General features: G+C 71.0%; 27 protein-coding genes, 1 tRNA gene, 1 pseudogene and 1 riboswitch. Of the genes and pseudogenes, 16 read left to right on the top strand and 13 right to left on the bottom strand.

What is annotated here, in order from left to right:
* Positions 1 to 35: 35 nt before the first annotated feature.
* Both BLU02_RS09130 and corA read left to right on the top strand, forming a co-directional pair.
* Positions 36 to 1316 (top strand): serine hydrolase domain-containing protein, encoded by a 1281-nt coding sequence (locus BLU02_RS09130; RefSeq protein ID WP_060922934.1) that lies wholly within the window; start codon positions 36 to 38, stop codon positions 1314 to 1316.
* Positions 1317 to 1344: 28 nt separating this feature from the next.
* Positions 1345 to 2361 (top strand): magnesium/cobalt transporter CorA, encoded by a 1017-nt coding sequence (corA, locus tag BLU02_RS09125; protein ID WP_060922933.1) that lies wholly within the window; start codon positions 1345 to 1347, stop codon positions 2359 to 2361.
* 16 nt (positions 2362 to 2377) lie between these two features.
* Here corA and BLU02_RS09120 read toward each other — a convergent pair whose 3' ends face one another.
* Together BLU02_RS09120 and BLU02_RS09115 are read right to left on the bottom strand one after the other, a co-directional pair.
* Entirely contained in the window at positions 2378 to 2587 is a 210-nt protein-coding gene (locus BLU02_RS09120; RefSeq protein WP_157547037.1) for a multidrug transporter, read from the bottom strand.
* Positions 2574 to 3929 carry an APC family permease gene (locus BLU02_RS09115; protein WP_060922932.1) on the bottom strand — a complete coding sequence of 452 codons (1356 nt, stop codon included), beginning with the start codon at positions 3927 to 3929 and terminating at the stop codon, positions 2574 to 2576. Before BLU02_RS09115 ends, BLU02_RS09120 begins: the two co-directional genes overlap by 14 nt.
* Before the next feature lie 171 nt (positions 3930 to 4100).
* Here BLU02_RS09115 and BLU02_RS09110 point away from each other — a divergent pair.
* Positions 4101 to 4691 (top strand): annotated as a pseudogene (locus BLU02_RS09110) (MIP/aquaporin family protein); the annotation flags it as partial.
* A 116-nt stretch (positions 4692 to 4807) separates the two neighbouring features.
* Here the strand turns inward: BLU02_RS09110 and BLU02_RS09105 are convergent.
* Positions 4808 to 5833, bottom strand: coding sequence for an FUSC family protein (locus tag BLU02_RS09105; RefSeq protein ID WP_167627840.1), 1026 nt, complete (start codon positions 5831 to 5833; stop codon positions 4808 to 4810).
* A gap of 50 nt (positions 5834 to 5883) precedes the next feature.
* Here BLU02_RS09105 and BLU02_RS09100 point away from each other — a divergent pair, with 50 nt between their 5' ends.
* The 5 genes from BLU02_RS09100 to BLU02_RS09085 all read left to right on the top strand — a co-directional run bounded on the left by BLU02_RS09100 (position 5884) and on the right by BLU02_RS09085 (position 9090).
* Positions 5884 to 6693 carry a sugar nucleotide-binding protein gene (locus BLU02_RS09100; protein ID WP_060923142.1) on the top strand — a complete coding sequence of 270 codons (810 nt, stop codon included), beginning with the start codon at positions 5884 to 5886 and terminating at the stop codon, positions 6691 to 6693.
* A 40-nt stretch (positions 6694 to 6733) separates the two neighbouring features.
* On the top strand, positions 6734 to 7348 hold the full coding sequence (locus BLU02_RS09095) for a DUF1684 domain-containing protein (protein WP_060923143.1): 615 nt from the start codon (positions 6734 to 6736) through the stop codon (positions 7346 to 7348).
* Positions 7345 to 7917: a dihydrofolate reductase family protein gene (locus tag BLU02_RS09090; RefSeq protein ID WP_060923144.1), complete on the top strand. Its 573-nt coding sequence runs from the start codon at positions 7345 to 7347 to the stop codon at positions 7915 to 7917. The genes BLU02_RS09095 and BLU02_RS09090 overlap by 4 nt, the downstream gene beginning before the upstream one ends.
* Before the next feature lie 19 nt (positions 7918 to 7936).
* A riboswitch (guanidine-III (ykkC-III) riboswitch) is annotated at positions 7937 to 8000 on the top strand.
* Between the two features lie 86 nt (positions 8001 to 8086).
* Positions 8087 to 8245, top strand: a complete 159-nt coding sequence (locus BLU02_RS17425; RefSeq protein ID WP_157547036.1) for a hypothetical protein — start codon at positions 8087 to 8089, stop codon at positions 8243 to 8245.
* On the top strand, positions 8242 to 9090 hold the full coding sequence (locus BLU02_RS09085; RefSeq protein WP_060923145.1) for a F510_1955 family glycosylhydrolase: 849 nt from the start codon (positions 8242 to 8244) through the stop codon (positions 9088 to 9090). The genes BLU02_RS17425 and BLU02_RS09085 overlap by 4 nt, the downstream gene beginning before the upstream one ends.
* Here the strand turns inward: BLU02_RS09085 and BLU02_RS09080 are convergent.
* Complete coding sequence (locus tag BLU02_RS09080; RefSeq protein WP_082750145.1) at positions 9077 to 11155, bottom strand: MMPL family transporter; 2079 nt, start codon at positions 11153 to 11155, stop codon at positions 9077 to 9079. The genes BLU02_RS09085 and BLU02_RS09080 overlap by 14 nt on opposite strands.
* Before the next feature lie 135 nt (positions 11156 to 11290).
* Positions 11291 to 11364: transfer RNA gene (locus tag BLU02_RS09075), tRNA-Gly, on the bottom strand.
* Between the two features lie 86 nt (positions 11365 to 11450).
* Here BLU02_RS09075 and dcd point away from each other — a divergent pair.
* Together dcd and BLU02_RS09065 are read left to right on the top strand one after the other, a co-directional pair.
* Positions 11451 to 12056, top strand: a complete 606-nt coding sequence (gene dcd, locus BLU02_RS09070) for a dCTP deaminase (protein WP_025102697.1) — start codon at positions 11451 to 11453, stop codon at positions 12054 to 12056.
* Position 12057: 1 nt separating this feature from the next.
* The gene (locus BLU02_RS09065) at positions 12058 to 12531 is read left to right on the top strand and encodes a hypothetical protein (RefSeq protein WP_060923147.1); all 474 of its coding nucleotides are present in this window, start codon (positions 12058 to 12060) and stop codon (positions 12529 to 12531) included.
* Here the strand turns inward: BLU02_RS09065 and BLU02_RS09060 are convergent.
* Positions 12464 to 13465 carry an alpha/beta fold hydrolase gene (locus tag BLU02_RS09060; protein ID WP_060923148.1) on the bottom strand — a complete coding sequence of 334 codons (1002 nt, stop codon included), beginning with the start codon at positions 13463 to 13465 and terminating at the stop codon, positions 12464 to 12466. The genes BLU02_RS09065 and BLU02_RS09060 overlap by 68 nt on opposite strands.
* A 72-nt stretch (positions 13466 to 13537) precedes the next feature.
* Between BLU02_RS09060 and BLU02_RS09055 the strand changes: the two genes are divergently transcribed.
* The gene (locus tag BLU02_RS09055) at positions 13538 to 14185 is read left to right on the top strand and encodes a TetR/AcrR family transcriptional regulator (protein WP_060923149.1); all 648 of its coding nucleotides are present in this window, start codon (positions 13538 to 13540) and stop codon (positions 14183 to 14185) included.
* Between the two features lie 589 nt (positions 14186 to 14774).
* Here BLU02_RS09055 and BLU02_RS09050 read toward each other — a convergent pair.
* A complete protein-coding gene (locus tag BLU02_RS09050; protein ID WP_060923150.1) occupies positions 14775 to 15485 on the bottom strand; it encodes a MarR family winged helix-turn-helix transcriptional regulator in 711 nt (236 codons plus the stop codon).
* Between the two features lie 125 nt (positions 15486 to 15610).
* Here BLU02_RS09050 and BLU02_RS09045 point away from each other — a divergent pair, with 125 nt between their 5' ends.
* Entirely contained in the window at positions 15611 to 16168 is a 558-nt protein-coding gene (locus tag BLU02_RS09045) for a MarR family winged helix-turn-helix transcriptional regulator (RefSeq protein ID WP_231919533.1), read from the top strand.
* Positions 16169 to 16174: 6 nt separating this feature from the next.
* On the opposite strand, the gene BLU02_RS09040 is transcribed toward BLU02_RS09045, so the two are convergent.
* From BLU02_RS09040 to BLU02_RS09020, 5 genes are all read right to left on the bottom strand, one after another.
* On the bottom strand, positions 16175 to 17092 hold the full coding sequence (locus BLU02_RS09040; protein WP_060921574.1) for a cation diffusion facilitator family transporter: 918 nt from the start codon (positions 17090 to 17092) through the stop codon (positions 16175 to 16177).
* 46 nt (positions 17093 to 17138) lie between these two features.
* On the bottom strand, positions 17139 to 18545 hold the full coding sequence (locus tag BLU02_RS09035; RefSeq protein WP_060921575.1) for an MFS transporter: 1407 nt from the start codon (positions 18543 to 18545) through the stop codon (positions 17139 to 17141).
* A 70-nt stretch (positions 18546 to 18615) separates the two neighbouring features.
* Positions 18616 to 19104, bottom strand: a complete 489-nt coding sequence (locus tag BLU02_RS09030; protein ID WP_060921576.1) for a DUF3253 domain-containing protein — start codon at positions 19102 to 19104, stop codon at positions 18616 to 18618.
* Between the two features lie 63 nt (positions 19105 to 19167).
* Positions 19168 to 20343: an exo-beta-N-acetylmuramidase NamZ family protein gene (locus BLU02_RS09025; protein WP_060921577.1), complete on the bottom strand. Its 1176-nt coding sequence runs from the start codon at positions 20341 to 20343 to the stop codon at positions 19168 to 19170.
* A 2-nt stretch (positions 20344 to 20345) separates the two neighbouring features.
* Positions 20346 to 21212: a MurR/RpiR family transcriptional regulator gene (locus tag BLU02_RS09020; protein ID WP_060921606.1), complete on the bottom strand. Its 867-nt coding sequence runs from the start codon at positions 21210 to 21212 to the stop codon at positions 20346 to 20348.
* 137 nt (positions 21213 to 21349) lie between these two features.
* On the opposite strand from BLU02_RS09020, the gene BLU02_RS09015 reads away from it, so the two are divergent.
* Genes BLU02_RS09015 through BLU02_RS09000 form a run of 4 tightly spaced genes read left to right on the top strand, consistent with a single transcriptional unit; the run spans position 21350 to position 25559 of the window.
* Entirely contained in the window at positions 21350 to 22633 is a 1284-nt protein-coding gene (locus tag BLU02_RS09015; RefSeq protein ID WP_025102685.1) for an ABC transporter substrate-binding protein, read from the top strand.
* A gap of 55 nt (positions 22634 to 22688) precedes the next feature.
* The gene (locus tag BLU02_RS09010; protein ID WP_060921578.1) at positions 22689 to 23645 is read left to right on the top strand and encodes a carbohydrate ABC transporter permease; all 957 of its coding nucleotides are present in this window, start codon (positions 22689 to 22691) and stop codon (positions 23643 to 23645) included.
* Positions 23645 to 24562, top strand: a complete 918-nt coding sequence (locus BLU02_RS09005) for a carbohydrate ABC transporter permease (protein ID WP_060921579.1) — start codon at positions 23645 to 23647, stop codon at positions 24560 to 24562. Before BLU02_RS09010 ends, BLU02_RS09005 begins: the two co-directional genes overlap by 1 nt.
* 16 nt (positions 24563 to 24578) lie before the next feature.
* Positions 24579 to 25559 carry a serine hydrolase domain-containing protein gene (locus BLU02_RS09000; RefSeq protein ID WP_060921580.1) on the top strand — a complete coding sequence of 327 codons (981 nt, stop codon included), beginning with the start codon at positions 24579 to 24581 and terminating at the stop codon, positions 25557 to 25559.
* 341 nt (positions 25560 to 25900) lie between these two features.
* Here BLU02_RS09000 and BLU02_RS08995 read toward each other — a convergent pair whose 3' ends face one another.
* Complete coding sequence (locus tag BLU02_RS08995; RefSeq protein WP_060921581.1) at positions 25901 to 26797, bottom strand: Lrp/AsnC family transcriptional regulator; 897 nt, start codon at positions 26795 to 26797, stop codon at positions 25901 to 25903.
* Positions 26798 to 26935 lie beyond the last annotated feature (138 nt).

Below are 26935 nucleotides of genomic sequence, written 5' to 3'. Positions count from 1 at the left end.
AGACTCAGGAGACACGTCTTCGGGGGTTCCCACACATGCAGCTTCTCTCGTCGCGCCGGTGGCGCGCCGCAGCGGCCACGGCGGCCGTTCTCGGTCTCGTCCTCACCGGATGCTCCTCCGAGGGCTCCTTCAGCTATACGCCGCCCGCGCAGGTCGACGCCACGCTTCCCGACGACACGGTCACGGCGCTGCAGGGCGCGGTCGACAACGCGCTCGCCGCCTCCGGGGCCAGCGGGGCGATCGTCGGGGTCTGGGTGCCGTGGAGCGGCACCTGGGTCGCCGCCACGGGCACGCAGGACAAGGCGGAGGGTGGCGAGCTCTCGACCGACATGTCCTTCCGCATCGCGGACATCACGCGACTGATGACCTGCGACGTCCTCTACTCGCTCGCGGATGAGGGCACCGTCGAGCTCGACGCGACGGTGCCGGAGTACGTCTCGGGTGTCGCCGACATGTCCGACGTCACCCTGCTCGACCTGTGCAACGGCACCAGTGGCGCCGGCTCCTCCGAGGCGACGGTCAAGAGCGCGTGGCTGAACACCCCGGAGCGGGTCTGGGCGCCCCTCGAACTCGCGGGTTACGGTCTCGGCCGCTCGCGCATCGCTCCGCAGACCACGTTCCGCGACTCCGACGCCGGTTACCTTCTCCTCGGCCTCGCGTTGGAACGCGCCTCGGGGATGAGTGCGCGCGAGCTGATCGCCGAGTACGTCACCGAGCCGCTGGAGCTCGCCGACACCTCGCTGCCGTCGCCCGCCGCGACGCCGCCGTCGGAGGGGTCGTCGCTCAGCGGGCACTACATGGGAGCGGTCGAGGGCGGCTTCAACTGCGCAGCGCCTGTCGACATCACGACGATGTCCTCCAGCACCGGGTTCACCGACTCGGGAGCGGTGTCGACGATCACCGACCTCGGCCGGTACATGCAGGCCGAGGCCAAGCAGGTGCTGCGCACCAAGGACGAGCCGGATCGATTCGGGGCGCCGCTGCCCGCCTACGACAAGGCGCCGTCGTGGTACCAGGCGACCGGTGGTGCCTACATCGTCGGTTCGATGATCGGTCAGCATGGCTGGACGCCCGGCTACGCGACGGCGGCATACTCGGACCCGACGACCGGTTTCACCGTGGCCGTCGTGCTGAACGACTCCACCGGTGGGTCGCGCTTCGCCCAGCATCTCGCCTGGGAGCTGGCGGCGATCGCGTCCAAGGCTCCCGCGGCATCCGGCGAGACGGCCCCGGAGTTCGGTCTGCCCTACACGGCCGAGCAGTATCACAAGGCCACCACGGACGCCGCGCTCGTGTGCGTCCCTCCGGCCGGCTGAGCGGAGCCCGGACGAGCAGGAGGGCCGTATGGCGATCGTGGACAACGCCGTCTACGTCGGCGGCGTGCGCGCCGACGATCCCGACAGCCTGAACGACACGTTCGAGCGGATCCGGGAGCGACAGGGCATGGGGTGGATCGGCCTCTACCGGCCGAGCGCCGAGGAGGTCAGGGCCGTGGCCGACGAGTTCGGCATCCACGAGCTTGTCGTCGAGGATGCACTCTCCGGGCATCAGCGCGCCAAGCTGGAGCGATACGGCGACATCCTGTTCATGGTCCTCCGGCCCGCCCGCTACCTCGACGAGCGCGAGGAGGTCGAGTTCGGCGAAGTGCACGTCCTGGTCGGTCCGGATTTCGTCGTGACGATCCGTCATGCGGAGTCACCCGACCTCGGCCGCGTGCGTCGCCGGCTGGAGGCCGATCCCGCTCTGCTCGCCCATGGCCCCGAGGCGGTGCTCTACGCGATCCTCGACGAGGTGGTCGATGAGTACTCCCCGGTCCTGGCCGGCCTCGAGAACGACATCGACGAGATCGAGGGTCAGCTCTTCGAGGAGGACGCCGACGCGACCCAGCGGATCTACGACCTCGGCCGCGAGGTGATCGACTTCCAACGGGCGACCCAGCCGCTGGCCGGCATGCTGGAGGCATTGCTGCGCGGATCCGAGAAGTACCGCGTGAGCGAGGAGCTCCAGCGGTACCTGCGGGATGTCCTCGACCACACGCTGCGCGTGAGCGACAAGGCGGCCACCTTCCGGTCCGTGCTCGACAACGCCCTCACGGTCGAGTCGACCATCGTCGCGCGGCGGCAGAACGACGAGATGCGCCGGATGACGGAGCTGAGCATCCGCCAGAACGACGAGGTGAAGAAGATTTCCGGCTGGGCGGCGATCCTGTTCGCCCCGACACTGGTCGGCACGGTCTACGGCATGAACTTCGACCACATGCCCGAGCTCCACTGGGCGTTCGGGTATCCGATGGCGGTGCTGCTCATGGTCGCGATGGGGGTCGGGCTGTACGCGGCCTTCAAGCGCAAGGGCTGGCTGTAGCGCCCGACGGCGACGGTCAGCCCTCGCCGTCGGCCTCGGGCATGCCGGGCCCGGGCCCCGGACGCACCTCGGCGTCGTCCCGGATGTCGATGCGCGTGTTGCCGTCGTGCTCCGAGACGTCCACGCGCGGCGCGGCGTCGGCCTTCGTGGCATCGGGTGCCGAGGTCAGCTGGTCGTGACGGTTCTCCTCGAACGTCTCGTCGGCGGTGTCGTCAGGCGTGCTCATGGCTCTCCTTCGTGTCGGCGGTCTTCGAGCGGTTGCGGGTCCACCGGGCGACAGCGTAGAGCACGCCGCCGACGGCGAGCAGGATGGCGCCGAACAGCCACACCTGCGGGCGCTGCTGGGTGAGCAGCAGGATGCACGACGCGATGCCGAGCACCGGGACGAACGTCCACACGCGGAAGTGGTCGTGCTCGACCTTGTCGCGGCGCAGGACCAGCACCGAGATGTTGACGCTGAGGAACACGACGAGCAGCAGCAGCACGACGGTCTCGGCGAGGGTCGCGAGGTCTCCGACCAGCGTGAGGCCCATCGCCACGAGTGTCGTGGTGAGGATCGCCACCCACGGGGTCTTCCGCTTCGGCAGCACGCGCCCGAGCACCGACGGGAGGAGGTTCTGCTCGGCCATGCCGTAGGTGAGGCGGCTGACCATGATCATCGTCAGCAGGGCTCCGTTGGCGACGGCGATGAGCGCGATGAGGCTGAACAGCCAGGACGGGACGCTGACCCCGGTGGCCTCGACGACCGCGAGCAGCGGACCGCTGGACTCCTGCAGCTCGGATGCCGGCAGGGCGACGGCGCTGGCGATGCCGACGAGCACGTACACGACACCGGCGGTGAGGAGCGCGCCGAACAATGCGCGCGGGTAGGTCCGCCGCGGGTTCTTGACCTCTTCGATCATGTTGGCTGAGGTCTCGAAGCCGACGAACGAGTAGTACGCGATCACCGCGCCGGAGAGCACCGCCAGGGCGACGTTGGCCCCCTCCGGCACCTGCGTCGCCCGGGACAGGTCGCCGCCCCCGCCGCCGACGAACACCGCGACGACGACGATCACGATGACGAGGCCGCTGAGCTCGATCGCCGTCATCACGAGGTTCGCGCCCATCGACTCGCGGATGCCGCGGGCGTTGAGCAGGCCGACGATCGCGAGGAAGACGATCGCGACCGGGATGGTCGGCAGGTCGATGAAGGTGCTGAGGTAGTCGCCCGCGAAGGCGATGGCCAGCCCGGCCGCGCTCGTCACGCCGGCCGCGAGCATGCTGAAGCCGACGAGGAAGGACACCAGCGGGCTGCGGAACGCCCGCTCGGCGAACACGGCGGCCCCGCCCGCGCGCGGGTACTTGGTGACGAGCTCGGCATACGACCCTGCGGTGAGCATGGCGAGGAGGAGCGCGAGGACGAGGGGCGCCCAGAGGAGGCCGCCCACGTCCTCCGACAGCACGCCCATCAGCGCGTAGATCCCCGCGCCGAGGACGTCGCCGAGGATGAACGCGAACAGCAGGGGGCCGGTGATGGCGCGGCGCAGCCGGGTGGGGGTCTCGGCGCGCGGCTCGGTCTGGACGGTCATCCTTGCACGGTAGGGGCCGGAACTCCGGCGGGCGACGGGCTTGACAGTTCCGCCGCCAATGAGCCAGCGAGAGCCGACCGCGCGCTATCCTCGGTGCCGCAAGGCGGGTCGTCGCCCGGGCCGTTCCGGGGAGACGGGGGGCCGCCTGCGATCCCACAGAAGGACACCATCATGATCGGTACACCTCGCAAGGCGCTCGCGGAAGCGGTCGCCACGTTCCTCTTCGTCCTCGCGATCATCGCGGCGGTGAACAGCGGAAGCCCGCTCACCCCGCTCGCGATCGGCTTCACACTGATGGTGCTCGTGTACTCCACGGGCCACATCTCGGGCGCCCACCTCAACCCGGCGGTCTCGCTGGGCGTGTTCCTGCGCGGCGGGCTCAGCGTCGCCGACTTCGTCTCCTACCTCGTCGCGCAGTTCGCCGGCGGGGCGCTCGCCGCTCTCGTGGCCCTCGCCGTGTGGCCGGCGGGGGAGAAGGCGATGGTCATCGAGGTCGGTCCGGCATTCCTCGTCGAGGCGCTGTTCACGCTGATCCTCGTCTGGGTCGTGCTGAACTCCGCCACCTCGAAGGACACGGCGGGCAACTCGTTCTACGGGCTCGCGATCGGTGCGACCGTCTTCGTCGGTGCGGCGACGGTCGGCTCCATCTCGGGCGGCGGATTCAACCCGGCGGTGGCCCTCGGCCTCTCGGTCAGCGGGCACTTCGCGTGGGGCTCGCTCTGGCTGTACATCGTGGCTCCCGCGGTCGGTGCCATTATCGCCGCTTTGCTGTTCCGGGTGCTCAACGCCGACGATGCGCGGAAGATCGCCGCGGACCGAGTAGAAGCCTCGCCTCGGAGCGCCGCATCCCTCCCGGGGTGCGGCGCTTCGTCGTCTCGTCAGCGGCGTCGGCTCCGTCGGCGCAGCGCCGCGGACGTGACGGCCACCACCGTTCCGACGATCACGCCGATGATCGTCTCCAGCACGCGGTCGGTCAGCAGGTCGGCGACCGGAGTCGGCGCGGCCAGGTGCACCATCAGGAGCGCGAGCGGGGTGACGAACACCATCGCGATGCCGTAGTTGCGGCCGATGAACAGTTCGGCCGTCCCCTGCAGGACCACCACGACGGCGATCACGGCGAGTGGCGGCATGTCGAGGGCGAGGATCCCGGCGGCGACCAGCACGCCGAGCAGCGTGCCGACGAGGCGCTGGATGCCGCGGATCACGCGGGCGTTGAGCTGCGCGCCGCTGACCGCCGCCACCGCGCCGACCGCCGCCCAGTACCAGTGGGTGCCGCCGAGGAGCAGGCCGACCACGCCCGCTCCGACGATCGCGGCGGCGACCGAGGCGGCCATCTCGGCGGCGACCGGCCCGACGGACGGGCGCGCCTTCGGCGCCGCCTCCGCCGTGGTCCGGGTGACGACGGCGACCAGGGCGGTGAGGGCGAGGCCGAAGAGCACGCTCGCCCCGCCGACGAGCAGGACCGCGCCGAAGGAGGCGCCGGTGGCGGGGATCGTCGCGCACGCCCCGGTCGCGAAGACCGTGAACAGCGGACCGGGCGGGTGCCACTGCAGGACGTAGGCCAGCAGCGTCACGGCCGCGGCGACGAGGGCGACGACGACGATGCTCAGCACGGCGGGTGCAGCGAGGACCGACAGGGCCGTGCCGATCAGCATCGCGCCGAGCAGCACGCCGCCGGCACTCGCCTGCATGCGGATCCGGTCGCGGAAGACGTCGTGCCGACCGTAGAGCGCGGCGAAGGCACCGAAGCTCGCATAGATGCTGAGGTCGAGCCGGCCGGCGGCCCACAGCACGAGGAGCGGGACGGCGACACTGACCGCGGCGCGCAGGGCGACCCGGTGATCCCCGCGGTGCGGGCCGACGCGGAGGACCCCCGTCCACACCCGTCCCTGCGATTCCGTCACCGATCAAGCCTACGTCCGTCGCCCGGCGGCGATGTGCGAGGGTGGGAGGGATGACCACTCCGCCTCCGCCGCGCCGCACCCTCCTGGTCGGCTTCGGGAAGCTCGGCGCCCGGCTCGCTCCGCTGCTCCTCGCGGACGGGGGTGAGGTCCTGGCGCTCCGCCGCACGGACGGACCCGTGCCGGACGGGGTGACGGCGCTCGCGGCCGATCTGACCGTTCCGCTCACCGCGCCGCTGCCCGAGGTCGACGCCGTCGTGGTGACGCTGCCACCCGGGCCCGACGTGTCGTCGTATCGCACGGCGCTCTCGCACCTCGCAGCGGCATTGCCGGCCCCGCCGACGCGGACGGTCTTCGTCTCGTCCACCGGGGTGTTCGACGGCGCCGGGAGTGCCGAGCCCGTGACCGAGCGGGTCGAGCCGGCGCCCACCACCGACCGGGGCCGCGGTCTGCGGGACGGCGAGAAGGCGGCCGTCGAGCTCTTCGACGCGGTGGTCGTGCGCCCCGCGGGCATCTACGGTCCCGGGCGCGAGTTCCTCCTCCGGAAGGTCAGGGAGGGCGCTCCCGTCACGCATCGCCGCCGCACGAACCGGATCCACGAGACCGATCTCGTCCGCATTCTCGACCTGCTGCTACGGATGCCGGAGCCCCCGGCGCTCGTGCACGCCGTCGACCAGGCGCCCGCTCCGCTGGGAGACGTCGTGACCTTCCTCGCCGACCGCCTCGGCCTGCCCGTGCCGCCGGACGACGGCGGTGCGCCGAGCGGCTTCGTCTACGACGGCTCGCTGGTGCGTGCGGTCCTCGGCAGGCTCGACTATCCGACGTACGAAAACGGCTACGTGGACATGATCGACCGGGACTGAGGGCATTCCAGGCGTCCGTCGTCCGGCGTACCGTGGGCGCATGACGAATGCGCAGACGGCCGTCGAGGTCGTCGACTGGCGGCGGCGGGTGTTCGCCCTGTACGAAGCGGTGCGACGGGCCGACTCCCCGGAGGAGGCGCACGAGCTGTGGCGGATCGAGCGCGACGAGCTGGTGCTGCGGCACCCGGCGACGCCCCTCCTTCCGGAGGACAGGGCACTGTTCGAGGGACTCCCGATCGCCTCGTACGACCCCGCCTGGCGGTTCGAGCTCCCGATCCTCGACACGGATCCGGCCACGTTCGAGTTCGCGACGGGGACGGACGGCATCGTGCCGTTCGAGCGCGTCGGCGTCGTGGAGATCCCTGACGTCGGGTCTCTCGACGTGTGGCGGCTCGCCTCCTACGGTGGCGGCCTGTTCGTGCCGGTGCGCGATGCCTCCGCCGGGAAGAGCGGGGGCACGTACGGCGGCGGACGGTATCTCATCGACACGATCAAGGGGGCCGACCTCGGGGCCGACCCGCGCCGTGGCACGCTCGTGCTCGACTTCAACTTCGCGTACAACCCATCCTGCGCCTACGACCCGGCGTGGGCGTGCCCGCTGGCGCCACCCGGCAACGTGCTGACGGTGCCGATCCCGGTCGGAGAGCTCCGATGAGGCCGCTGCGGTACGCGATCAACGTGACGCTCGACGGCTGCTGCCATCACGAAGCGGGACTCCCGCCCGACGAGGAGTCGATGCGCTTCTGGACCGCGGAGCTGCAGCGCGCCGACGCCGTGCTCTACGGCCGGGTGACGTACGACATGATGCGGGCCGCGTGGCGGCGTCCGGAATCCGGGGTCTGGCCGGACTGGATGGAGGAGTGGGAGACGCCCTTCGCCGAGACCATCGATCGCCTGCCGAAGCACGTGGTGTCGGCGACGCTCGATGCCGTCGACTGGAACGCGGACCTCGTGCGCGGCGATCTCTCGGAGAGGGTCCGGGGGCTGAAGGATCAGCCGGGGAAGGGCCTGTCGGTCGGCGGAGTGGCGCTGCCCGCGGCGCTCGCCGACCTCGGGTTGATCGACGAGTACCTGTTCGTCGTCCATCCGGTCGTCGCCGGGCATGGTCCCCGGCTGCTCGACGGCGTGCACGAACGTCTCCGGCTCGAACTCGTGGAGCGGCGGGAGTTCCGCTCCGGCGCCGTCGCGCAGCGGTACCGTCCGGTGGCACTGCTCTCCGCATAGGGTGCCCTGGTACTGTATGGGCAAGCCCGCAACCGGGCCTGCGGACGAGGGCGCAGTACCCGCTGAGCGACAAGACTGACCAAGAAGGGTCGTCGAGTGTCTCAGCGCGGGAACCGTGCGGTCGAGGTCCTTCTTGTGCGCCCTCCGCGCGAGCAGAGAAGGACAGCACATGAACACTCGTCCGGAACGCGGCCCCGAGCCGCTCGTCGATGAGGCCACGATCCATGCGATGGAACTGGTCTTCACCAGCCTGATCGTGGCCGCCGGGGTCGCGATCTCCTTCGTTGCCGTGGCCGTGCTCCGCGGCCTCTACCGGGGGCAGCGATGAATCGCGGAGCCCGCGCGTCGACGGCCGGCGCCCTCGGGGGGATGCTCGTGATCCTGACGGGCTGTGGGGCGGCGGAGGCGCCGGAGTCCGGCCCACCGGTGATCGAGCACGTCCACGCCGTGGCCGAGGCGCCCACGGGTGACGCGCTGCTCATCGCCACGCACAACGGTGTCTTCACCGTGCACGCGGACGGTGCCCTTGCGGGACCCGTCGGCGGCCATGACTTCGACGCGATGGGCTTCACGGTCGCAGGGCGGACCCTCTTCGCCTCCGGACACCCTGGGCCATCCACATCGCCCGACCTCGGTGAGGGGAACCTCGGCATCATCCGCAGCGACGACGGGGGCCAGACGTGGGCTCCGGTCGCCTTCACCGGGGTCGAGGACTTCCACGTGCTGACGGCCGGTCCGGACGGCACCCTCTACGGCATCGGGTCGAGCGGGCCGGAGCTGCTGACGAGCGTCGATGAGGGCGTCACCTGGAGCAGGGGGCTGCAGCTGGACGCGGTCGACCTCGCGGTGACGGATGCCGGGATCCACGCGGCGACCGAGTCGGGGCTCCTGCACAGCAGCGACGGGCGAGCGGGTTTCGAAGCACTCGCCGGGGCGCCGGTGCTGTACTCCGTCGACGCGCGGGCGGACGGGCGTCTCGTCGGGGTCGATGTGGAGGGTGTTCTGTGGGAGACGGACGCCGACGGGGCCTGGGTGACGGTGGGGGTCGCCGAGGGTCCTGTGCAGGCGCTGAGCGCGGTCGGCGCGGAGCGGATCGTGATCGTCGACGCGCGCGGCGTGGTCGACATCGCGCCGGGCGGGGAGACCGTGCTCGTGCCGCTCATCCGCGAGTGAGGTCGGGGGCGGCCCGCCGGGAGGCCGGTCGCCCCGGCCACCAGATGCGGTCGCCGACGAGGGCGAACAGCGCAGGGATGATCACGGTCCTGACCACCAGGGTGTCGACGATCACGCCGACCCCGACGATCAGCCCGAGCTGCCCGAGGGTGACCAGTGGCAGGACGCCGAGGGCCGCGAACACGGCGGCGAGGACGATCCCGGCGCTCGTGATGACCCCGCCGGTGTGGGCGACCGCTTCCACCATGCCGTCCCGGGTGCCCCGCAGCGCCGCCTCGGTCCGGGCGCGGTGGACGAGGAAGATCGTGTAGTCGATGCCGAGGGCGACCAGGAACAGGAAGGCCAGCAGCGGTACCGGGAGATCGAGCGCGTGCTGCCCGAACAGCACGCGACTGAGCCAGGCCCCGGCACCGATGGCGGCCACGGCGCTCGCCACGTTGACGGCGAGCAGCAGCAGCGGCGCGACCAGAGACCGCAGCAGGAACGCCAGTACCAGGAAGCTCACCGCCAGCACCAGCGGCACCACGACGCCGAGGTCCGCGAGGTTCCCGGCGCGGGCGTCGAGATCCGTCGCCACCGCGCCGCCGACGACAGCCCCCGCGCCGGGCACATCGTGCACGGCGTCCCGGAGTTCCGTGATCTGAGCCAGGCTCTCGTCGGTGCTGGGCGCATACTCGCTGGTCACCAGGATCTTCGTGAGCCTCTCATCGTCCGTGGTCCCGACCGGAGTGGCGCGGACGATGCCTTCCACGCCACGCGCAGCGGTGAGGACGGCTTCGGCTTCGCCGCTGTCCGTGACGATGAGGATCGGCTGCGCCTCTCCTGCCGGGAAGTGGTTCGAGAGCACCTCGAGACCCGTCGCGGACTCGGACGGGAGCCGGAACTTGTCGACCTGGTCGAGCCCGACGGTCGTCCCGACGAGGCCGACCGTCATCACGGCCAGCAGAGCCGCGCCCCCGAGGAGGCTCACGACCGGCCGGCTCACGACGCGCGTCGCGATCGACCGCCACACCCCGCCGCGCCGTGCGGCAGCTCCGGGACGAGGGACGAACGGCCAGAACACCTTCCGTCCGCACACCGCCAGCAGCGGAGGCAGCAGGAAGAGGACGGATGCGAGGGCGACCAGCAGCCCGATGGCGGACGAGACGCCGAGTCCGTGCGTGCCGGGGATCACCGCCAGGGCGAGTGTCAGGAGGGCGAGGACGACCGTGAGGTTGGAGGCGAGGATCGCCGGAGCGGTCCCGCGCCAGGCCGTGCTGAGCGCGCGGCGGTGGTCCGTCGTGGTGGTGAGTTCCTCCCGATATCTCGAGATCAGGAGCAGGGCGTAGTTGGTCCCGGCGCCGAAGACGAGGACGCTGATGATCCCGGCGTCGAACTGCAGGTCCCAGGCGGAACCGGCAGCCGCGGTCAATCGTCCGGCGAGTCCGTCGGCCAGGCCGACGGCGGCGAGCGGCAGCAGCCACAGCACCGGTGACCGGTACGTGACGATGAGGAGCACGGCGACGATCAGGACGGTCACGAGGAGCAGAGTGAAGTCGGCGCCTTCGAAGGAGGCGGCGATATCGGCGCCGAAGGCCGGTCCGCCGGTCACGAGCAGGGTCATCCCGTCCGGTGCGTGCTCGTCGATGTCGGCGCGGAGCGCCGCGATCACCGCGGCGGTGTCGGTACTCGTCTGGCCGACCGCGATCGGCGTCACGAGAACCGCGGCCTTCTCGTCCTCGCTCACGAGAGGCCCGGTCGGATCCGCGTCCGCGTGCGCGCCGAGCACCGGGAGGAGGCCTTGGAGCGCGTCGACGTCCGGTGCCGAGAGCGTCGCGCCGTCGTCGCGCGACGCGACCACGATCACGGACTGCCGATCCGCGTTCGGGAACTCCGCCAACAGGGCGCTCGTGCGCGCCGACTCCGACCCCGCGGGGGCCTGCTCGTTGGCGGCGGGTGCCTTCGCCGACCCGAACAGGCCGAAGAGAGTCGTCATGATCAGGAGGACCGCGCCGAGCGTGATCCATGCGCCGCCACGGGAGGTCATCCACTCGGGAAAGCGCCGAAGAGCGCGAGAATCTGCCATACCTGTCACTCCACCAGGAGCGTCGTGCGGCGACATCGTCAAGACGATGGAGGGAAGTCTCCCTCTTTCGATGGATGCCGGTAGGGCGGGGTCGGGCACGCCGAACCGGTCGCATCGAGGCGAGGATCAGAGAAGTGGAGGGGCTGACGGGAATCGAACCCGCGCTGTCTGCTTGGGAAGCAGAAGTTCTACCATTGAACTACAGCCCCGCACCCGCCCGAGAGCAGGTGGAGCAAGCCTACCTGTCGCGGGCCGGATGGCCAAAGCGCGGGGTGCTCATGACTAGGCTTGTGCCGTGCTTCTCAGCGATCGCGACATCAGAGCAGAACTCGCCTCCGGCCGCGTCGGCCTGGAACCGCATGCGCCGGAGATGATCCAGCCGTCGAGCATCGACGTGCGACTGGACCGCTACTTCCGCCTCTTCGACAATCACAAGTACCCGTTCATCGATCCCTCGGTCGACCAGCCTGAGCTCACGCGGCTGATCGAGGTCGACCCGGACGAGCCCTTCATCCTCCACCCCGGCGAGTTCGCGCTGGGGGCCACGTTCGAGCAGGTCACCCTGCCGGACGACATCGCCGCGCGGCTGGAGGGGAAATCGTCGCTCGGTCGCCTCGGGCTCATCACCCACTCGACCGCCGGCTTCATCGACCCGGGCTTCTCCGGGCATGTGACGCTGGAGCTCGCGAACGTGGCGACGCTGCCGATCAAGCTGTGGCCCGGCATGAAGATCGGCCAGCTCTGCTTCTTCCGGCTCACCTCGCCGGCGGAGAACCCGTACGGCTCCGGCCCCTACGGCAACCGCTACCAGGGTCAGCGGGGCCCGACGGCGTCCCGGTCGTTCCAGAACTTCCACCGCACCGACGTGGGAGTGACCGACATCGGAGCCGTCGGAGGCTGACATGAGCGACGCGAGCGGGACGGGTTCCGACGAGTCCGCGGTGCCCGGTGGGGTGGCACTGCCGGATGATCCGGGGCTGGAGGTCGCTCCCGCCGACGCGGTGATCCCGCCGGCCGACGCCGTGATCCCGCCTCCGCCGCCGGAGACGCCGATCCCGGAGGGGCTGCTGACGGCACCGGGCGCCGCAGGCGATGCGCTTCCGGCACCGACCCGTCGCTCGGAGCGATCCCGTCCGACGCCCGCGATCCTCCAGGGCGAGCAGCCCGCGGCGGCTGCGGACGACTGGGCGCAGCGATCGATCGCCCCGGAGGTCGCCGACACCGGCAGCTACCGCATGCTTGCGGTCGTCGTCTTCGTCGTGCTCTTCCTCCTGCTCGCGGCGGCCGTGGTGACGCTCGTCGTGCTGATCACCACTGTCGGGCTGCCGTTCGCGGCCGCCGACCCGAGCGCGGGCTTCCTGCCGACCCGGGTGTAGGGCTCCGAAGGGCCGCGGACGGGTCGGCCGGTGCGGCATCGATGGCGGCTCGTCCCGTCGCGGTGCCGAGCGCATCCACGGCCGCGAGCCCCCCGGTCGCGAGCGCGACCACGGCGTCAAGGGCCGGATCGGCCGACAGCACTCTCGTGTGACCGAGACCCACCGTACGGACGAGACGGGAGCGGCCGGGGTGGGCGGCATGCAGCCGGAGGGCGTTGTGATCGGGCATCCGGCGGTCGCCCCGGTCGTGCACGATGAGCAGTGCGGTGCCGGCGGGGAGTGGATGCGCGGCCGCGTCATACCGTTCGGCGGCGGTTGCGGGATCGAGCCGGAGGCGGCGGTGGAAGCGGGTGCGGAGTCGGTCTGCGGTGGCGGCGTCGAGCCGGAGGTCACCGACGAACTGGGCGAGGACCGCCTCAGGCGCGGCGGCCCCGGCGACGACGGCGACGGCGGGGACCGAGCCGGACGACCGGGCGACGGTCAGCGCCGCGAGCCCGCCGAAGGAGTGTCCGATGAGAGTGGAGAAGGGGCCGTGGGTGCGGTCCAGCTGCTCCGCGGCGTCGACCCAGTCGCGGATATCGGTGTGCCGCCCGCCGGAGGAGCCATGCGCCGGGGCATCGAAGGCGACGACCCGGAACCCCTCGGCGACGAGCTCCCGCACGAGCGGGGCGAACTGCGAGGCGCGGCCCCGCCAGCCGTGCAGGAGCAGCACGGTGCGCGGACCCGTGCCCCACGTGTAGGTCGTGACGGGGATGCCGCGCACGAGGAGGCTCCCGCGGCGGGCGTCGTCGTGGGTGGCGGCGTCGGCGGAGCGCACGGCCATCCGTGGGCGGGTGGAGAAGAACAGTCGGTAGGCGAGATCGCCGGCGAGGCGAGGGGAGAGGCGTCCCACAGTCGGGAGGTGGCGGACGAGGAGAGAGGACGCGGACGGCATGGAGGCTCCTTCACCGAACTATACGAACGATCATCCGTATACTAGGCGAACGGTCGTTCGTATACTAGAGGCATGGTGGATGGCGTGGTGCAGGACGGCCGGCGAGCACGCGGGGACGCCTCCCGCCGCATCGTGCTGGAGAGTGCGACCGACCTCGCCTCCGTCGAGGGTCTGGACGGCGTGACGATCGGACGCCTCGCCACTGCTTCGGGGTCGAGCAAGAGCAGCATCGCCACGCTGTTCCAGAGCAAAGAGGGCCTGCAGCTCGCGACGGTCGCCGCCGCTCGGGACATCTTCGTCGAGCGGATCATCGAGCCCGCCCGCGTCCAGCCGAGGGGAGTGCACCGCCTGGCCGCGCTCCTCCACAACGCCTTGGTCTACTCGAAGGACCGCGTCTTCACCGGCGGCTGCTTCTTCGCGGCGACCGCGGCGGACGTCGACTCCAAGCCCGGTCCCGTGAGCGACGCCGTGCGGGCGGCCCTCGTCGACTGGTACGGATACATCGAGGCCCAGCTGCGGTTCGCTGCCGCGGAGGGAGAGGTCGGCGCGGCCGACGTCGAGGTGCTGGCGTTCGAGCTCGTCGCCCTCAATGAGCAGGCCAACGCGCGGTCGCTCCTCCTGCGGAGCGACCGGCCGTATGCGCTCGCGGCGGCCGCGATGCGCTCACGCCTCCGTGACGCGGGCGCTCCCGACACCGCCCTCGCCCTCCTCGCCCTTTAGCTCCGTGCCGCGTCCGGGCCTCGCGGCCGCGTTCGCCTGCGAGCTCAGAAACGCACCGCACTCCCGCTTCGAAGGCCCGTTCCGGATCCCGCCCGACGGTCGGGCCCTGCCCTCCTTGCGTGCGGGATGGGAATCGGGCCGCGAGGTCCGTCGGAAGGGTCGTTTTCGATCCTGCGCGATGGAAGGGTCGTGCTTGATCCGCGCACCCGCCTTCCTGTCGCCTGCTACCTCGGGCGCTTGTGTTTCCACCGGGCGCCGCCCCCCCGCCTGGATGACCGTGCGGGATCGAAAACGTGCCGCTGGGGCGCTCAGGAGGGGCGATTCTGATCCCGTTCGGAGAGTGGTGTGCGCGTCGCCGCGGTGGGGGATCGAGAACGTGCCTTGGAACGGCTGGGGAGGCGCGACTCTGATCCTGCCTCGACTCGGGACGCTTCGCCCCGACCTCACCTCGGGTCGGGCTGGGGTGCGGGTGGCGGATCGGGAATGTGCCGCGGGGGCGCTCGGGAGGTGCGGAAGTGATCCCGGCTCGGGTTTCGCGAAGAGCAAAGCGCCTCACCCGGGATTCGGGCGAGGCGCTCGAGGGGGACGATCAGGCGGCGTGGCCGTGGCGGAATCCGGCGTCGAAGCCACGCTCGAATGCGCGCTCCGCCATCCGCTGCGCGCGGTGGCCGTGCCCGTGGCCGCGGTGTGCGTGACCGTGGTCGCGGTGGGGGTGGCCGTCGTGGTGACCGCGCCCGCGGTATCCGCCTTCCTCGTCTCCGTTGTGACGGTCGAAGCCGTGTCCGCGGTCGAAGCCGTGTTCGTGCCCGAAGCCGTGCCGGGGCTCGAAGTCCCCGCGCCCGAAGCCGTGCCGGGGGCCGAAGCCGAACCCGGGGCGCCGCTTCCGGGGGAGAGGTGTCTCCTCGTCCCACCCGAAGGCGCGGGCGATCTTCTCGAGCGCCGCGAGGGTCGTCGCCATCTCCTCGTCGGAGACCGCGCCGGCGATCTTCGCGCGGATGCCGTCGACGGTGGCGCCGAGGCGCTCCTTCGCCGCGCGGCCCTCGTCGGTCAGTGCCCACCCGTCGCCGTCCGCCTCGACCCAGCCGCGGTCGACGAGATCGTGCAGTTTGTGCGGGTGCAGCGGGCGGCGCACGGGGACCGTCCCGTCGACGACGTTCAGCAGCCGCCAGTCGCGGCGGGTCGCGCCCTCCGCGGCGAAAGCGGTGGCGAAGTCGTGTGCCATCAGACGGTCGACGGCCTTGAGCCAGAAACCGAACGGGCGGGAGGTGTTGTCAGAAGTGCTGTCTGCAGTGGTGTTCATGGTGATCCTTCGTGTCTGTGGTGCACCGATGACGGATGTCATCCGACATATCAATGTCACTGTGCATGTACATGCAGTGTGACATGGAAAGCAAACGCATGTCAAGCTGCATGTAAAATCGGGACATGGCCACCGATCCGATCGACCCCGCGTCCCCCGACGCCGCCGAAGCGATCGCGCAGGCGCTCTCCCGGCTGCGCGGACGCCGACCCGGACCCGGCGGCCGCGAGCACGGAGGGCCACGCGGTGCACACGGGCACGGGCCCCACGGCGACCCGCGCGAGCACTTCGCCCACCACCGCGGCCACCCGGGGATGCCGCCCTGGATGGTCGACGGCGGCCGCCTCGGCGGACCGGCCCGTCTCCGCATGCTCGAAGCCCTTGCCGCCGCGCCGGAACCCCTCAGCGTGAGTGCGCTCGGGCAGGCGATCGGCGTGGATCAGCCGCGGGCGTCGCGGCTCGTGCAGCAGGGTGTGCAGGCCGGATTCGTTCGGCGCGAGGCCGACCCGGACGACGCCCGCCGCACCCGCATCGCGCTGACCGACGAGGGTCGGCGACTGGCCCGCGGGATGCGGGGCGAACGCCGCGAGCTGCTCGGCCGCGCGCTCGAGTCGTTCACCGCGGAGGAGCGCACGGAGCTCGCGCGACTGCTCACCAAGCTCGCCGACAACTGGCGCGCCTGACCGGCCTCACACGCGGGCGAAGTCGAGCGAGGGCTCGTCGTCCACCGAGAGGGACAGCACGACGGTCTCCACCGCGTCGTGCGCCTCGATCCGCCGCTCCACCTCCCGCAGCCGCCGGGCGACGTCGTGCTCGCGCGCATCGCCCGCGAGGTCGACCTCGGCGACGAGGAACAGCCGGTTCGGCCCGACGTACTCGATGTGCAGGTAGGTGACCCGCTCGATGTCGTCCATCCCGAGGAGGGCAGTGCCCACCCGCGAGCGCAGCGCGGGGGACACCGACGTGCCGACGAGGAACGCGATGTTCCGTCCGATCAGGATCACGGCGACGACGCCCAGCAGGATCCCGACGAGGATCGACCCGATCGCATCCCACGCGGCGACACCGGTGAGCTGATGCAGGAGGATCGATCCGCCCGCCAGCACGAGGCCGATGAGGGCGGCGGAGTCCTCGAAGAACACCGCCCGGAGCGTGGTGTCGCTCGTCTCGAGCACGAAGTCCCACGTGGAGGATCCGCGCTCCCGGGCCAGCCGACGGGAGCGGACCATCGCCTGCGTGAACGACGCCCCCTCCAGGACGAAGGCGATGCCGAGCACGATGTAGGCGACGACCGGGCTCTCCACGGGGCCGGTGTCGGACAGCTCCTGGATGCCGTGCATGATCGACACGATCGAGCCGGCGGTGAAGATGCCGAACGCCGCGATGAGAGACCAGACGAACGCGTTGCGGCCGTAGCCGAGCGGATGCCGGGCGTCCTTGGTCTTCGCGCCCCGGCGGTCGGCGATGAGCAGGAAGACCTCGTTCCCCGCGTCCGCCCAGGAGTGCGCGGCCTCGGCCACCATCGACGCGGACGAGGTGATGACGGCGGCGACCGTCTTCGCGATCGCGACGAGGATGTTGGCGAGGAAGGCGAGGACGACGGTCACCGGGTCAGGCTACTCCCGCCCGATCCGTCCGGCGCCCGGAGCGGGTTCAGCGCGGCGCCTTCACCGGGAGCAGGAGGAGGAACCCGATGATGAGGACGATGACGATGCCGAGGATCCCGTAGGCGGTCTGGCTCGTCGCGACGATGAGCACGGTCCAGGCGGCCGAGGCCATCCAGCTCGCGGCCCTGCCCGTCGTGGCGTAGAGACCGAAGATCTCGCCCTCCCGGCCGGCCGGGGTGACGCGGGCGAGGAAGGAGCGCGCCGCCGCCTGAGCCGGACCGACGAAGGCGCAGAGCACGAGACCGCCGATCCAGAACACGAGCGACCCCGCATCCCGCAGCAGGAACACGGCGAGGCCGGCGACGATCATCGATCCGATCGAGCCGAGGATGATCCGCTTGGGGCCGAGGCGGTCGTCGAGGCGGCCCGCGATGATGGTCGAGACGCCGGCGACGAGGTTCGCGGCGATGCCGAAGACGATGATGTCCTGGGTGCCGAACCGGAACACCGCGGTGCCGATGATGGCGCCGAACGCGAAGACCCCGCCGAGGCCGTCGCGGAACACGGCACTGGCGAGCAGGTACCAGAACGTCGATCGGGTCTGCGGGTCGCGGTAGAGGCCGATCACGTCCTGCACGAGGAGGACGTAGGAGCGGAAGAACCCCACCTTGCGCTCCGGCCGCCCGAGCGACGGCTCCGGCACGTTGAGGAAGATCGGGATGCTGAAGACAATCGCCCAGACCGCGCACCCCACGGCGATGAGCCGGTACGCGAGGCCGTTGTCTGTGGACATGCCGAACCAGTCGAAGGTGTCGAGCAGGACGACGATGACGAGGGCGATGATGCCCCCGAGGTAGCCGAAGCCCCAGCCGAGTCCGGAGATGCGGCCGACGTTCTTCGGGTTCGCGATCCCGATGAGCATGGCGTTGGAATTCACCGCGGCGATCTCGCCGAAGACGGAACCGGCGGAGATCAGCGCGACGCCGAGCCAGAACAGGGCCGGCTGCGGCTCCACGAACCACAGTCCGAGCATGCAGAGGATGAGAGCGCCGGTGCCGATGCCCAGCCAGAGCTTCTGTCGTCCGGCGGCGTCGGCGCGCTGACCGAGGACGGGGGCGAGCAGCAGGATGCCCAGGGCGGCGATCGTGGAACCCAGTCCGAGACCGGAGGCGAGGTCGGCCTCGGCGGCGACGCGGACCGGGTCGCTCGGGTCGAGAGCAGCGATCTCCGGCGGCAGGAACGAGGCGCTGACGAGGTACAGCGCGGTGAAGACGAACGTGAGGATGACGGTGTTGAACGGCTGCGTCGCCCAATCCCACAGCGCCCAGGAGTACACCTGCTTCCGAGGCGCGGGGGTGTCTCCGCGCAGATCGAGGCCGACGACGGCCACGGCGCCGCTGTTCGCTGTCGCCACGGGCTCGGGGGCGCCCGCCGCGGGATCGGGTGAGGTCATGGTCGAAGTCTGGCCGCGGACGGTGAACGCCCGGTGACGGCGCGCCGTCGGTGTCGGGCGACCGGGGCGTTCAGAGGGCGGGGCCGCGGCGGATCCGGACGGGTCCGCGGGCGTCGGCGATCTGGACCTGCTCGCCCTTCTGCGTGACGACGACCACCTCGCGGGAGGCGAGATCCGCGGCGACGCGGCGCACGTCGGGCATCCGGTCGCGCCACTCCGCGCCGCCGACCGCGCGGGCGACGTCGCTCGGGCAGATCGACGAGTCCGCGCGTTTCCGGGTGAGGGCGCGCATCGTCGCAGCGATCCGCTCCTCGGCCTGCGCCGCGGAGGGCTCCTCCCACCACGGGGCACCCCGCTCGCCGAGGGCGGTCTTCGCATCCTGCACGCGACGGCGGGCGTCGGGCTCCGCCGCCTTGACCGCGCGCCGTGCGGCCATGAGCTCGTCGACGAGCTCCTGCCGCAGGTTCTCGGGGATCGACGGATCGGTGGCGCGCCACCGACGGCCGTTCACGACGATGTGGTGTCCGTCCGCGGTCTGCGCGGGGCCGTCGTCCGTCATACCGGCCATCCTGCGCGGCGGCCGCGCGCCCCGCCATCCCCTTGACGTCCGCGCGGCAGCCGGTCAGCGGTAGAGGAGGTCGGCGTCGACGAGCCCCGGCCAGTCCGGCACCGCGAGCGACTCCGGTTCGTCCCACTCGCCCGCCGTGATCCGGCGGAAGGCGCCCTCCACCCCGAACAGCTTCTCCAGAGGGGACCAGTCGGACTCCCCGGGCATCGGCACCAGCGCCCGCTCGGCCAGGGCCTCGGGGTAGAGGGTGGCGAGCAGGGACAGCAGGCGGACTCCGGTGTGCACCGGCTGGAAGGCGGCCGGGTCTGTCACGTGCAGGAGGAGCCCCTGGCAGGCCTCGCCGGCGTGATCCCGCACCAGGGGGGTGAAGCCGTAGGGGGAGGCGGTGACGCCGGGAAGGGCGAGCTCGACGAACGCGGTCGTGTACTCCTCGGCGTCGATGAACGGGGCGCCGACGACGCGGAAGGGCACGGCCGTGCTGCGCCCCTCGGAGACGTTCACGCCCTCGGCCAGACACGTGCCGGGGTACAGGAGGGTGGTCGCGGCGCTGGGCAGGTTCGGCGAGGGCGGCATCCAGGTCAGCTCCTGCCGGCCGAGGGCGGTCTGATCGCGCGTCCATCCCTGCACCTCGACGACGTGGAGCTCCACGTCGATCCCGCGCGTGCGCACCCAGTGCCGCGCGAGCTCGCCGATCGTCAGACCATGGCGGACGGGCATCGTCCACCGTCCGACGAGCGAGTTCGCCGCCTCGTCGAGCATCGGCCCCTCGGCCTGCTCCAGGCGTCCGCCGAGCGGATTCGGGCGGTCGAGCACCATCACGGCGACGCCCGCGTCGGCGCACGCCTCGAGCACATGGCTCATCGTCCAGATGTACGTGTAGAAACGCGCACCCACGTCGGGAAGGTCGACGAGCACGACGTCGAGGTCGGCGAGGTCGGCGGCTGCGGGACGCACGTCCGCGCCGTAGAGGCTGCGCACCGGGAGCCCGGTCAGCGTGTCGCGCAGATCCCCGATCAGCTCTCCCTCCCGGGCCCGGCCGTCCAGGCCGTGCTCGGGGCCGAAGAGGAGCGTGAGGGGGAAGCCGGCGTCGGCGAGGCCGGCGCGTCCACGGGCGAGGGTCGAGGTGAGGGCCAGGTCGTTCGTGACCATCCCGAGGCGGGCGCCCCGGAGGCGGTCCCGCTGCGGCTGCGACAGGTCGTCGTGGAGGAGGCGGTCGATTCCGAGCTGCATGATCAATCGATTCTGTGAGCGGTGACGGCGTCGTGCGTGCGCTGGAGGTTCGCGGAGATCCGGTCGTAGTCGGCCTGGGCGATGCGCGTGTAGAGGAAGTCGAGGACGGCGAGCTGGGCGATGCGGCTGGCCATCGCGCCGGAGCGGAAGGTCGACTCCGACACCGCCGTGACGAGGGTGTGCGCGCACGCGCGGGCGAGCGGCGAGCGCGGGTTGTTGGTGATGGCGATGGTGGTGGCGCCGGCGGCGGCGGCCACCTCGGCCGCCTGCACGATCTCCAGGGTGCGGCCGGAGTGCGAGATGGCGATCGCGGCGTCCCGATCGTCCAGGAGCGCGGCGCCGGTGAGAGCGAGGTGGTGGTCGGTCCGCGCCTGGGCGACGAGGCCGGCGCGATGGAGCTTCTGCTCGAGGTCCTGCGCGGCGAGTCCGCTGGAGGCCGCGCCGTAGATGTCGATGCGACGCGCGCCGCGGACCGCGGCGACGCACCGCTCCAGCTCGGCGATGTCGAGCTGGCGGGCGGTGCGCTCGATGGCCTCGGCCTCCGCGAAGGCGATCTTGCGCACCGTGGTCGCGGCGTCGTCGTGACGGCTCACATCGCCCGCGGACACCTGGAAGCGCTCGCGCTCGGACGCGCTCCGCGTGAGCTCTCCGGCCAGGGCGATCCGCAGGTCGGGGTACCCGGGGAACCCGAGGCTGCGGGTGAAGCGGGCGACGCTGGCGACCGACACCCCGCACTCCTCGGCGAGGCGGGTGATGGAGTTCTCCAGGACCGCCTGCGGTTCGGCGAGCACGCGTTCGGCGATGCGGCGTTCCGTGGGGGTGAGCGCGGAGAGGCGCTGATGGATGGCTGTCACGACACTGTTCGGCACGAGCCCATGATGGCAGGTCGGGTCCACACTCGGTAGGAATTTTCAGAAACGCTTGCATTTTTGTAAGAGATTGCCCACAGTGGCAGTGTCGGCATCGTCCCCGTGCCGCGACGAAGACGTCACCCGAGAGGAACACCATGCGAAACCGCCCCGTCCGCCTCGCTCTCACCGGAGGGATCCTGGTCGCCGGACTCGCCGTCGCCGGCTGCGCGCCCGCAGCCTCGAGCGGCGATGGTCAGGATGATGTCACCCTGACCATCTGGTCCTGGCAGGCCTCGTCGTCCCCGAAGTGGGAGGCCGTGTTCGACGCCTACGAAGAGTCCCACCCCGGCGTCACCATCGAGTTCGAGGGCTTCCAGCCCACCGAGTACAACCAGATCCTCGCCACCGGCCTCGAGGGCAGCGACGGTCCGGACATCGCGATGCTGCGCGCCTATGGCGGCGTGCAGTCGGCGATCCAGTCGGAGCAGATCGTGCCGATCGACGACATCGTCGACGGACTCGACCAGTTCGACCCCACGGTCCTGCGGGCGGCCCAGGGCAAGGACGATGGCAAGACCTACGGCGTCCCCTTCGCGTACCAGACCATGCAGATGTTCTACAACAAGACCATGTTCGACGAGATGGGCCTCGAGGAGCCCACCGACTGGGACGAGTTCATCGAGTTGCAGGAGACCCTCCTCAAGGAGGGCGTCACCCCCATGGCGCTCGGCGCCCGCGAGGACTGGGTCCTGCCGATGTTCCACGACATCGTCGGTTCGGCCCACTACGGCGGTGCGGACTTCGAGGAGAAGGTGCTCGCCGGCGACGTCGACTTCACCGACCCCGCCTACGTGTCCTCTCTGCAGATCGTGCAGGACATGCAGAAGTACCTCGACAAGAACGTCAACGCGATCGCCGTCGCCGACGCCGTCCTGCAGTTCACCTCGGGCCAGGCCGCGCAGTGGCCCGGCGGCTCGTTCGACCTGCCCACGTTCCAGAGCTCCGCGCCCGACACCGAGTGGGGCGTCTACGAGGTCCCGCCGTCCCCCGACAGCGCGCTCGACCACGCGGTCACCCCGGGCTACGCGGACGGCAGCTTCGGCATCAACGCGGCCAGCGAGAACCAGGAGGCGGCCACCGAGCTGCTCAACTGGATGACCACGAAGGAGTTCGGCCAGCTCGTCGCCGACGAGGTCGACCAGTTCTCCGCGCTCCCCGGGGTGGAGTACTCCGACCCGCTCATGCAGGAGATGAACGAGCAGTACACCGCCAACCCGGCTCCGTACCTGCTGCTCGTCGACTTCCGTTACGGCGACCCGACCGGCACCGCGGTGCTCGGCCCGGACATCCAGGCCATGTTCCTCGGTCAGAAGACCCCGGAGCAGCTGGGCGCCGACCTGCAGTCGGGCATCTCCACCTGGTTCACCCCCTCCTCCTGATCCGAGCGTGGTGGGGCGCCGCATCCGGCGCCCCACCACGAGCGAAGGACCCCCCATGGCTCTGACCCTCCCCGTGCGCCCGCCGAAGAGCCGGCGCCCCCGCACCGGCATCGCGCTGTCGACGCCGACGGCCGCGCTGTTCGTGCTCCCTGCCGCCGTGCTCTTCGCGGTGCTGATCCTCTACCCGATGCTCGCCGCGCTCAGCTACTCGTTCTTCGACTGGCAGGGCACCAAGCAGGGTGGATTCGCCGGTATCGGCAACTACCTCACGCTCCTCACCAAGGAGCCCTACGCCTCCGAGCTGTGGAACGCGTTCGGCCACAACCTGCTGCTCTTCGTCGGCGCCCTGGTCTTCCAGAACTCGCTCGGCCTCGGCATCGCCACCCTGCTGCACCGCCGCAAGCGCACCAAGCGGTTCTTCCAGACGATCTTCGCCCTGCCCTACCTCGTGAGCCCGATGGTCATCGGCTACCTGTGGTCGCTGATGCTGTCTCCGCTGTTCGGGCCGGTGAACGCGATCCTCCGCGGCGTCAGCCTCGAGAGCCTCGCGCTGCCGTGGCTCGGCGATCCGCAGCTCGCGATCTGGGTCATCGTGCTGGTCAGCGCCTGGCAGTGGATCGGATTCCCGATCCTGCTGTACGGCGCCGCCCTCGGCGGCATCCCCGAGGAGATCGAGGAGGCGGCGTCGCTCGACGGCGCCACGGCCGCGAAGCGCTTCCGCTACATCACGCTCCCCATGCTCACGCCGACGATCGGCATCATCACCGTGCTCACCTTCATCGGCAGCATGGAGGCGATGGCCATCCCGTTCGCGCTCGCCGGGTCGAACGGCGCTCCCGCCGGCTCCACCGACGTGATGATGCTGCTCTTCTACCGCACCGCGTTCGAGTCCGGGAACCCGAATTCCATCGGGGTCTCGTCGGCCCTCGCGACCGTCCTGTTCATCTTCATCATGGTCATCTCCGTCGTCATCACGACGACGATGCGCCGCGCCGAACGAAAGCTGTTCTGATGAGCACCGCCCTCGACACCCGTCAGGAACCGACCACGGAGGCGATCGTCTCCGGCCGGACATCCGCCCCGCGGCGCCGCTCCCGTCGCACGAACGACACCCCGTTCGTGGGCCGCCTCCTCGCCAACGTGTTCCTGTGGGGATACGCGCTGGTCGCGATCGGTCCGTTGCTGCTCATGGTCAACAACTCCCTGCGCACGCAGCAGCAGATCGCCACCGAGCCGCTCGGACTCCCCGTCCCCCCGACGTTCACGAGCTTCCAGAACGCGTGGATCACCGCCTCGTTCGACACGTACTTCGTCAACTCGATCACCGTCACGGTCGGGTCGGTCATCGTCACGACTGTCGTGTCGGTGCTGGCCGCCTACGCCTTCGCGCGGGCCAGGGCGAAGTTCTTCCGCGGGATCGAGGCCGTGTTCCTCTCGGGCCTCATGCTGCCGGTGCACCTGGCGATCCTGCCGCTGTTCTATCTGCTCGACGCGCTCAAGATGACGAGCAACGTCTTCAGCCTCATCCTCGTCTACGGCGCACTCGGCATCCCGTTCACCACGTTCGTGCTGACGGTGTTCTTCCGGGCGCTGCCGATCGAGCTGGAGGAGGCCGCGCGCATCGACGGCGCCGGACCGCTGCGCACGTTCCTGCAGATCCTGCTGCCGCTCGTGCGCCCGGCGCTCGCGACCGTGATCGTCTTCCGGTTCGTGCCGGTCTGGAACGACTTCTTCTACCCGCTGATCCTGCTGCGCGACCGCGACTCGTACACGCTCCCCGTGGGCCTGACCCGGTTCTTCGGGGAGTACTCGACCGATTGGCCGCAGCTGTTCGCCGGACTCACGATCGCCACCATCCCGCTCGTGGTGCTGTTCCTGCTGGCGACGAAGCAGATCATCAACGGCCTCACCTCCGGCATGAGTAAGTGACGGCCGCGGGCGGATCATGGTGAACGGAGCCCCGGGTTCGGCGTGGGCGTCGGTGCGGGCGGTCGCCGGGGGCGCGGAAGAGCTGCAACTCCTCGGGTCGCCGGCGCACGACGATCCCGCTCCGCTCACCGCCGCGCACCTCTTCGATCTCGCATCGCTGACGAAGGTCTTCACCGCCATCGCCGCCCTGCGGCTCGTCGACGCGGGGGTGATCGACCTCGATGAGCCCGTCGAGCGCGTCCTCACGGTGGGCAGCGGCACCGGAGCGGAGCGGATCACCCTCCGGCACCTCCTCACCCACACCTCCGGGCTGCCGGCGGAGGGGCGCGAGTGGCGGGAGGGCGTGCGCGGGGACGAACTGCGTGCCCGCGTCCAGCGTCGGGCGCTCGGTGCCGAGCCGGGCGCTCGCCATCTGTATTCCGACGTCGGGTACATCGCGGCCGGAGACTGTCTGGAACGGGTCTCCGGGCGGCCGCTCGCGGCGCTCTGGGCGGAGGTGGCCACGGGGATCGGCGCCGCGTCGCTGACCATGGCTCCGGAGCGGGAGCGTGCGGTCGCCACGGAGACGCAGCCGCACCGCGGGAACGTGCGCGGTGAGGTGCACGACGAGCTCGCCCATGCGCTCGGCCGTCCCGCCGGCCACGCGGGACTGTTCGGCACGGTGGCGGATGTCGCCGCTCTCGCCCGTCTCCTCCGCGATGAGGGCGAGGGGCCGCACGGGCGCGTGCTGTCACGGGAGTCCTTCCGCGGGATGACGACCCCCTCGATCCAGGCCGACGCCGGCTACGGCCAGGCGATCGGTCTGCGCGTGCGCGATGCCGCGTGGATGGGTGACCTCGATGCGGTCGGCCACACCGGCTTCACCGGCACGTGCTTCGCGGTCGTCCCCGAGACGGGCGCCTACGGCGTGCTGCTCCTCAACCGCGTGCACCCCACGCGCGAGGACGCCGACGTCGCCGCCATCCGCCGCGCCTTCCTCGCCCCCCTCACCCCCTGACCCCCCGCCCCTTCCCGATCCCGCCCCGATCCCGGGATCGATAAGGCCCCTCCCCGCGCCTCCCGAAGCTCCGCTTTCATCCCGCGTGGGGAACCCCTCCCGGCGGAAATGCGGAGGGCGCCGGATCAAAGAGGGTCCTCCACGCGCCTCCCGAAGCGCCGTATTCATCCCGCGTGGGGGACACCCCGCGGTAGGTGTGCAGAAACGTGCGGGGGATGGGTGAAAGAGGCGCGGTTTTGATCCCGGGCGGGACCGGAGGGGGCGCGGACGGGATGGGATGGGACGGGACGGGACGGGACCGGGCGGGAGGGGGCCGGACGGGTTCGGGGACGGGGGCGGACTCAGTCCGTGCGGAGGGGGCGGAGCGTGCGGGCGTAGTCCTCCTTGAGTACCGCGAGATGCAGCCACGCCTCGATCCGTGTCACTCCGGGGAGCGCGCGCAGCCGCTCGAGACTCGCGTACAGGGCTCCGGCGGAGGGCTCCACGAGGGTCGCGACGGCGTCGAACCGCCCGAGGGTCCGCGCCGCAAAGTCGACGCCACGACCCCGCCGCAGCTCGTCGATCACGGCCTCGTCGTCGTCTCCGAGCGTCATGCCCACGCCCATCGAGAGCTGCCGATGCGCGAGCCCTCGGGCCTCCACGGCGCTGATCTTGATGACACCGGCGTCGATGAGCCGCTGCACCCGGGTGGCGACCGCGCTGGGGGAGAGCCGCACCTGCTCGCCGAGGGCACGGAAGCTCATCCGCCCGTCGGACTGCAGGTGCTCGATGAGGGCTTCGTCGATGCCGTCGAGGGTCACGCCGCCGTGATACTCCGAGACGAAGAAGCCCTTGATCACGGTCGAGTAGATGATCGTGTTGATGTCGAGCACGCCGGCGCTCCCGCGGATGCGCGCGAGCAGGTCGTGGAGCTCCGACATCGAACCCACCCGCACCTCCGTCACGATGTCGTGGGCGCCGCCGACCGCCGACACCAGCACGGTCTCGGACATGTCGCGCAGGTGCTCGGCGACCACCTCGACGGCGCCGTCGGTCCGGATCGACACGTGGGCGAGCACGTGCTGGCCGAGGAAAACGGGGTCGACGGCCGCGACCACCCGCACCGTGCGGTCGCTGAGCAGCGCCCGCAGACGGGCCGCCACGACGGCGCGGGACTGGCCGACGCGCTCGGCGAGGGAGAGGATGCTGGCGCGGCCGTCCTCCTGCAGCGCCCGGATGAGTTCCGCGTCGAAGTCCATGTGCCGTCCGATTCCGTCGATTTCCCCGCAGTGCACGCTCGTCCCCGCAGAAAAGCAGTGTAGAGCGCCGTTCGACCGAGCGGAAGGCCTGGAGTGCGCGGTGCGTCCGACACAAATCCAGTGAATGACGCGTATCGC

The organism is Microbacterium paraoxydans (assembly GCF_900105335.1).
In the GTDB taxonomy this organism is placed as follows: Bacteria; Actinomycetota; Actinomycetes; order Actinomycetales; family Microbacteriaceae; genus Microbacterium; species Microbacterium paraoxydans.
Note: the sequence above shows the minus strand (reverse complement) of the source record. Positions and strands in the feature narration are given on the sequence as shown.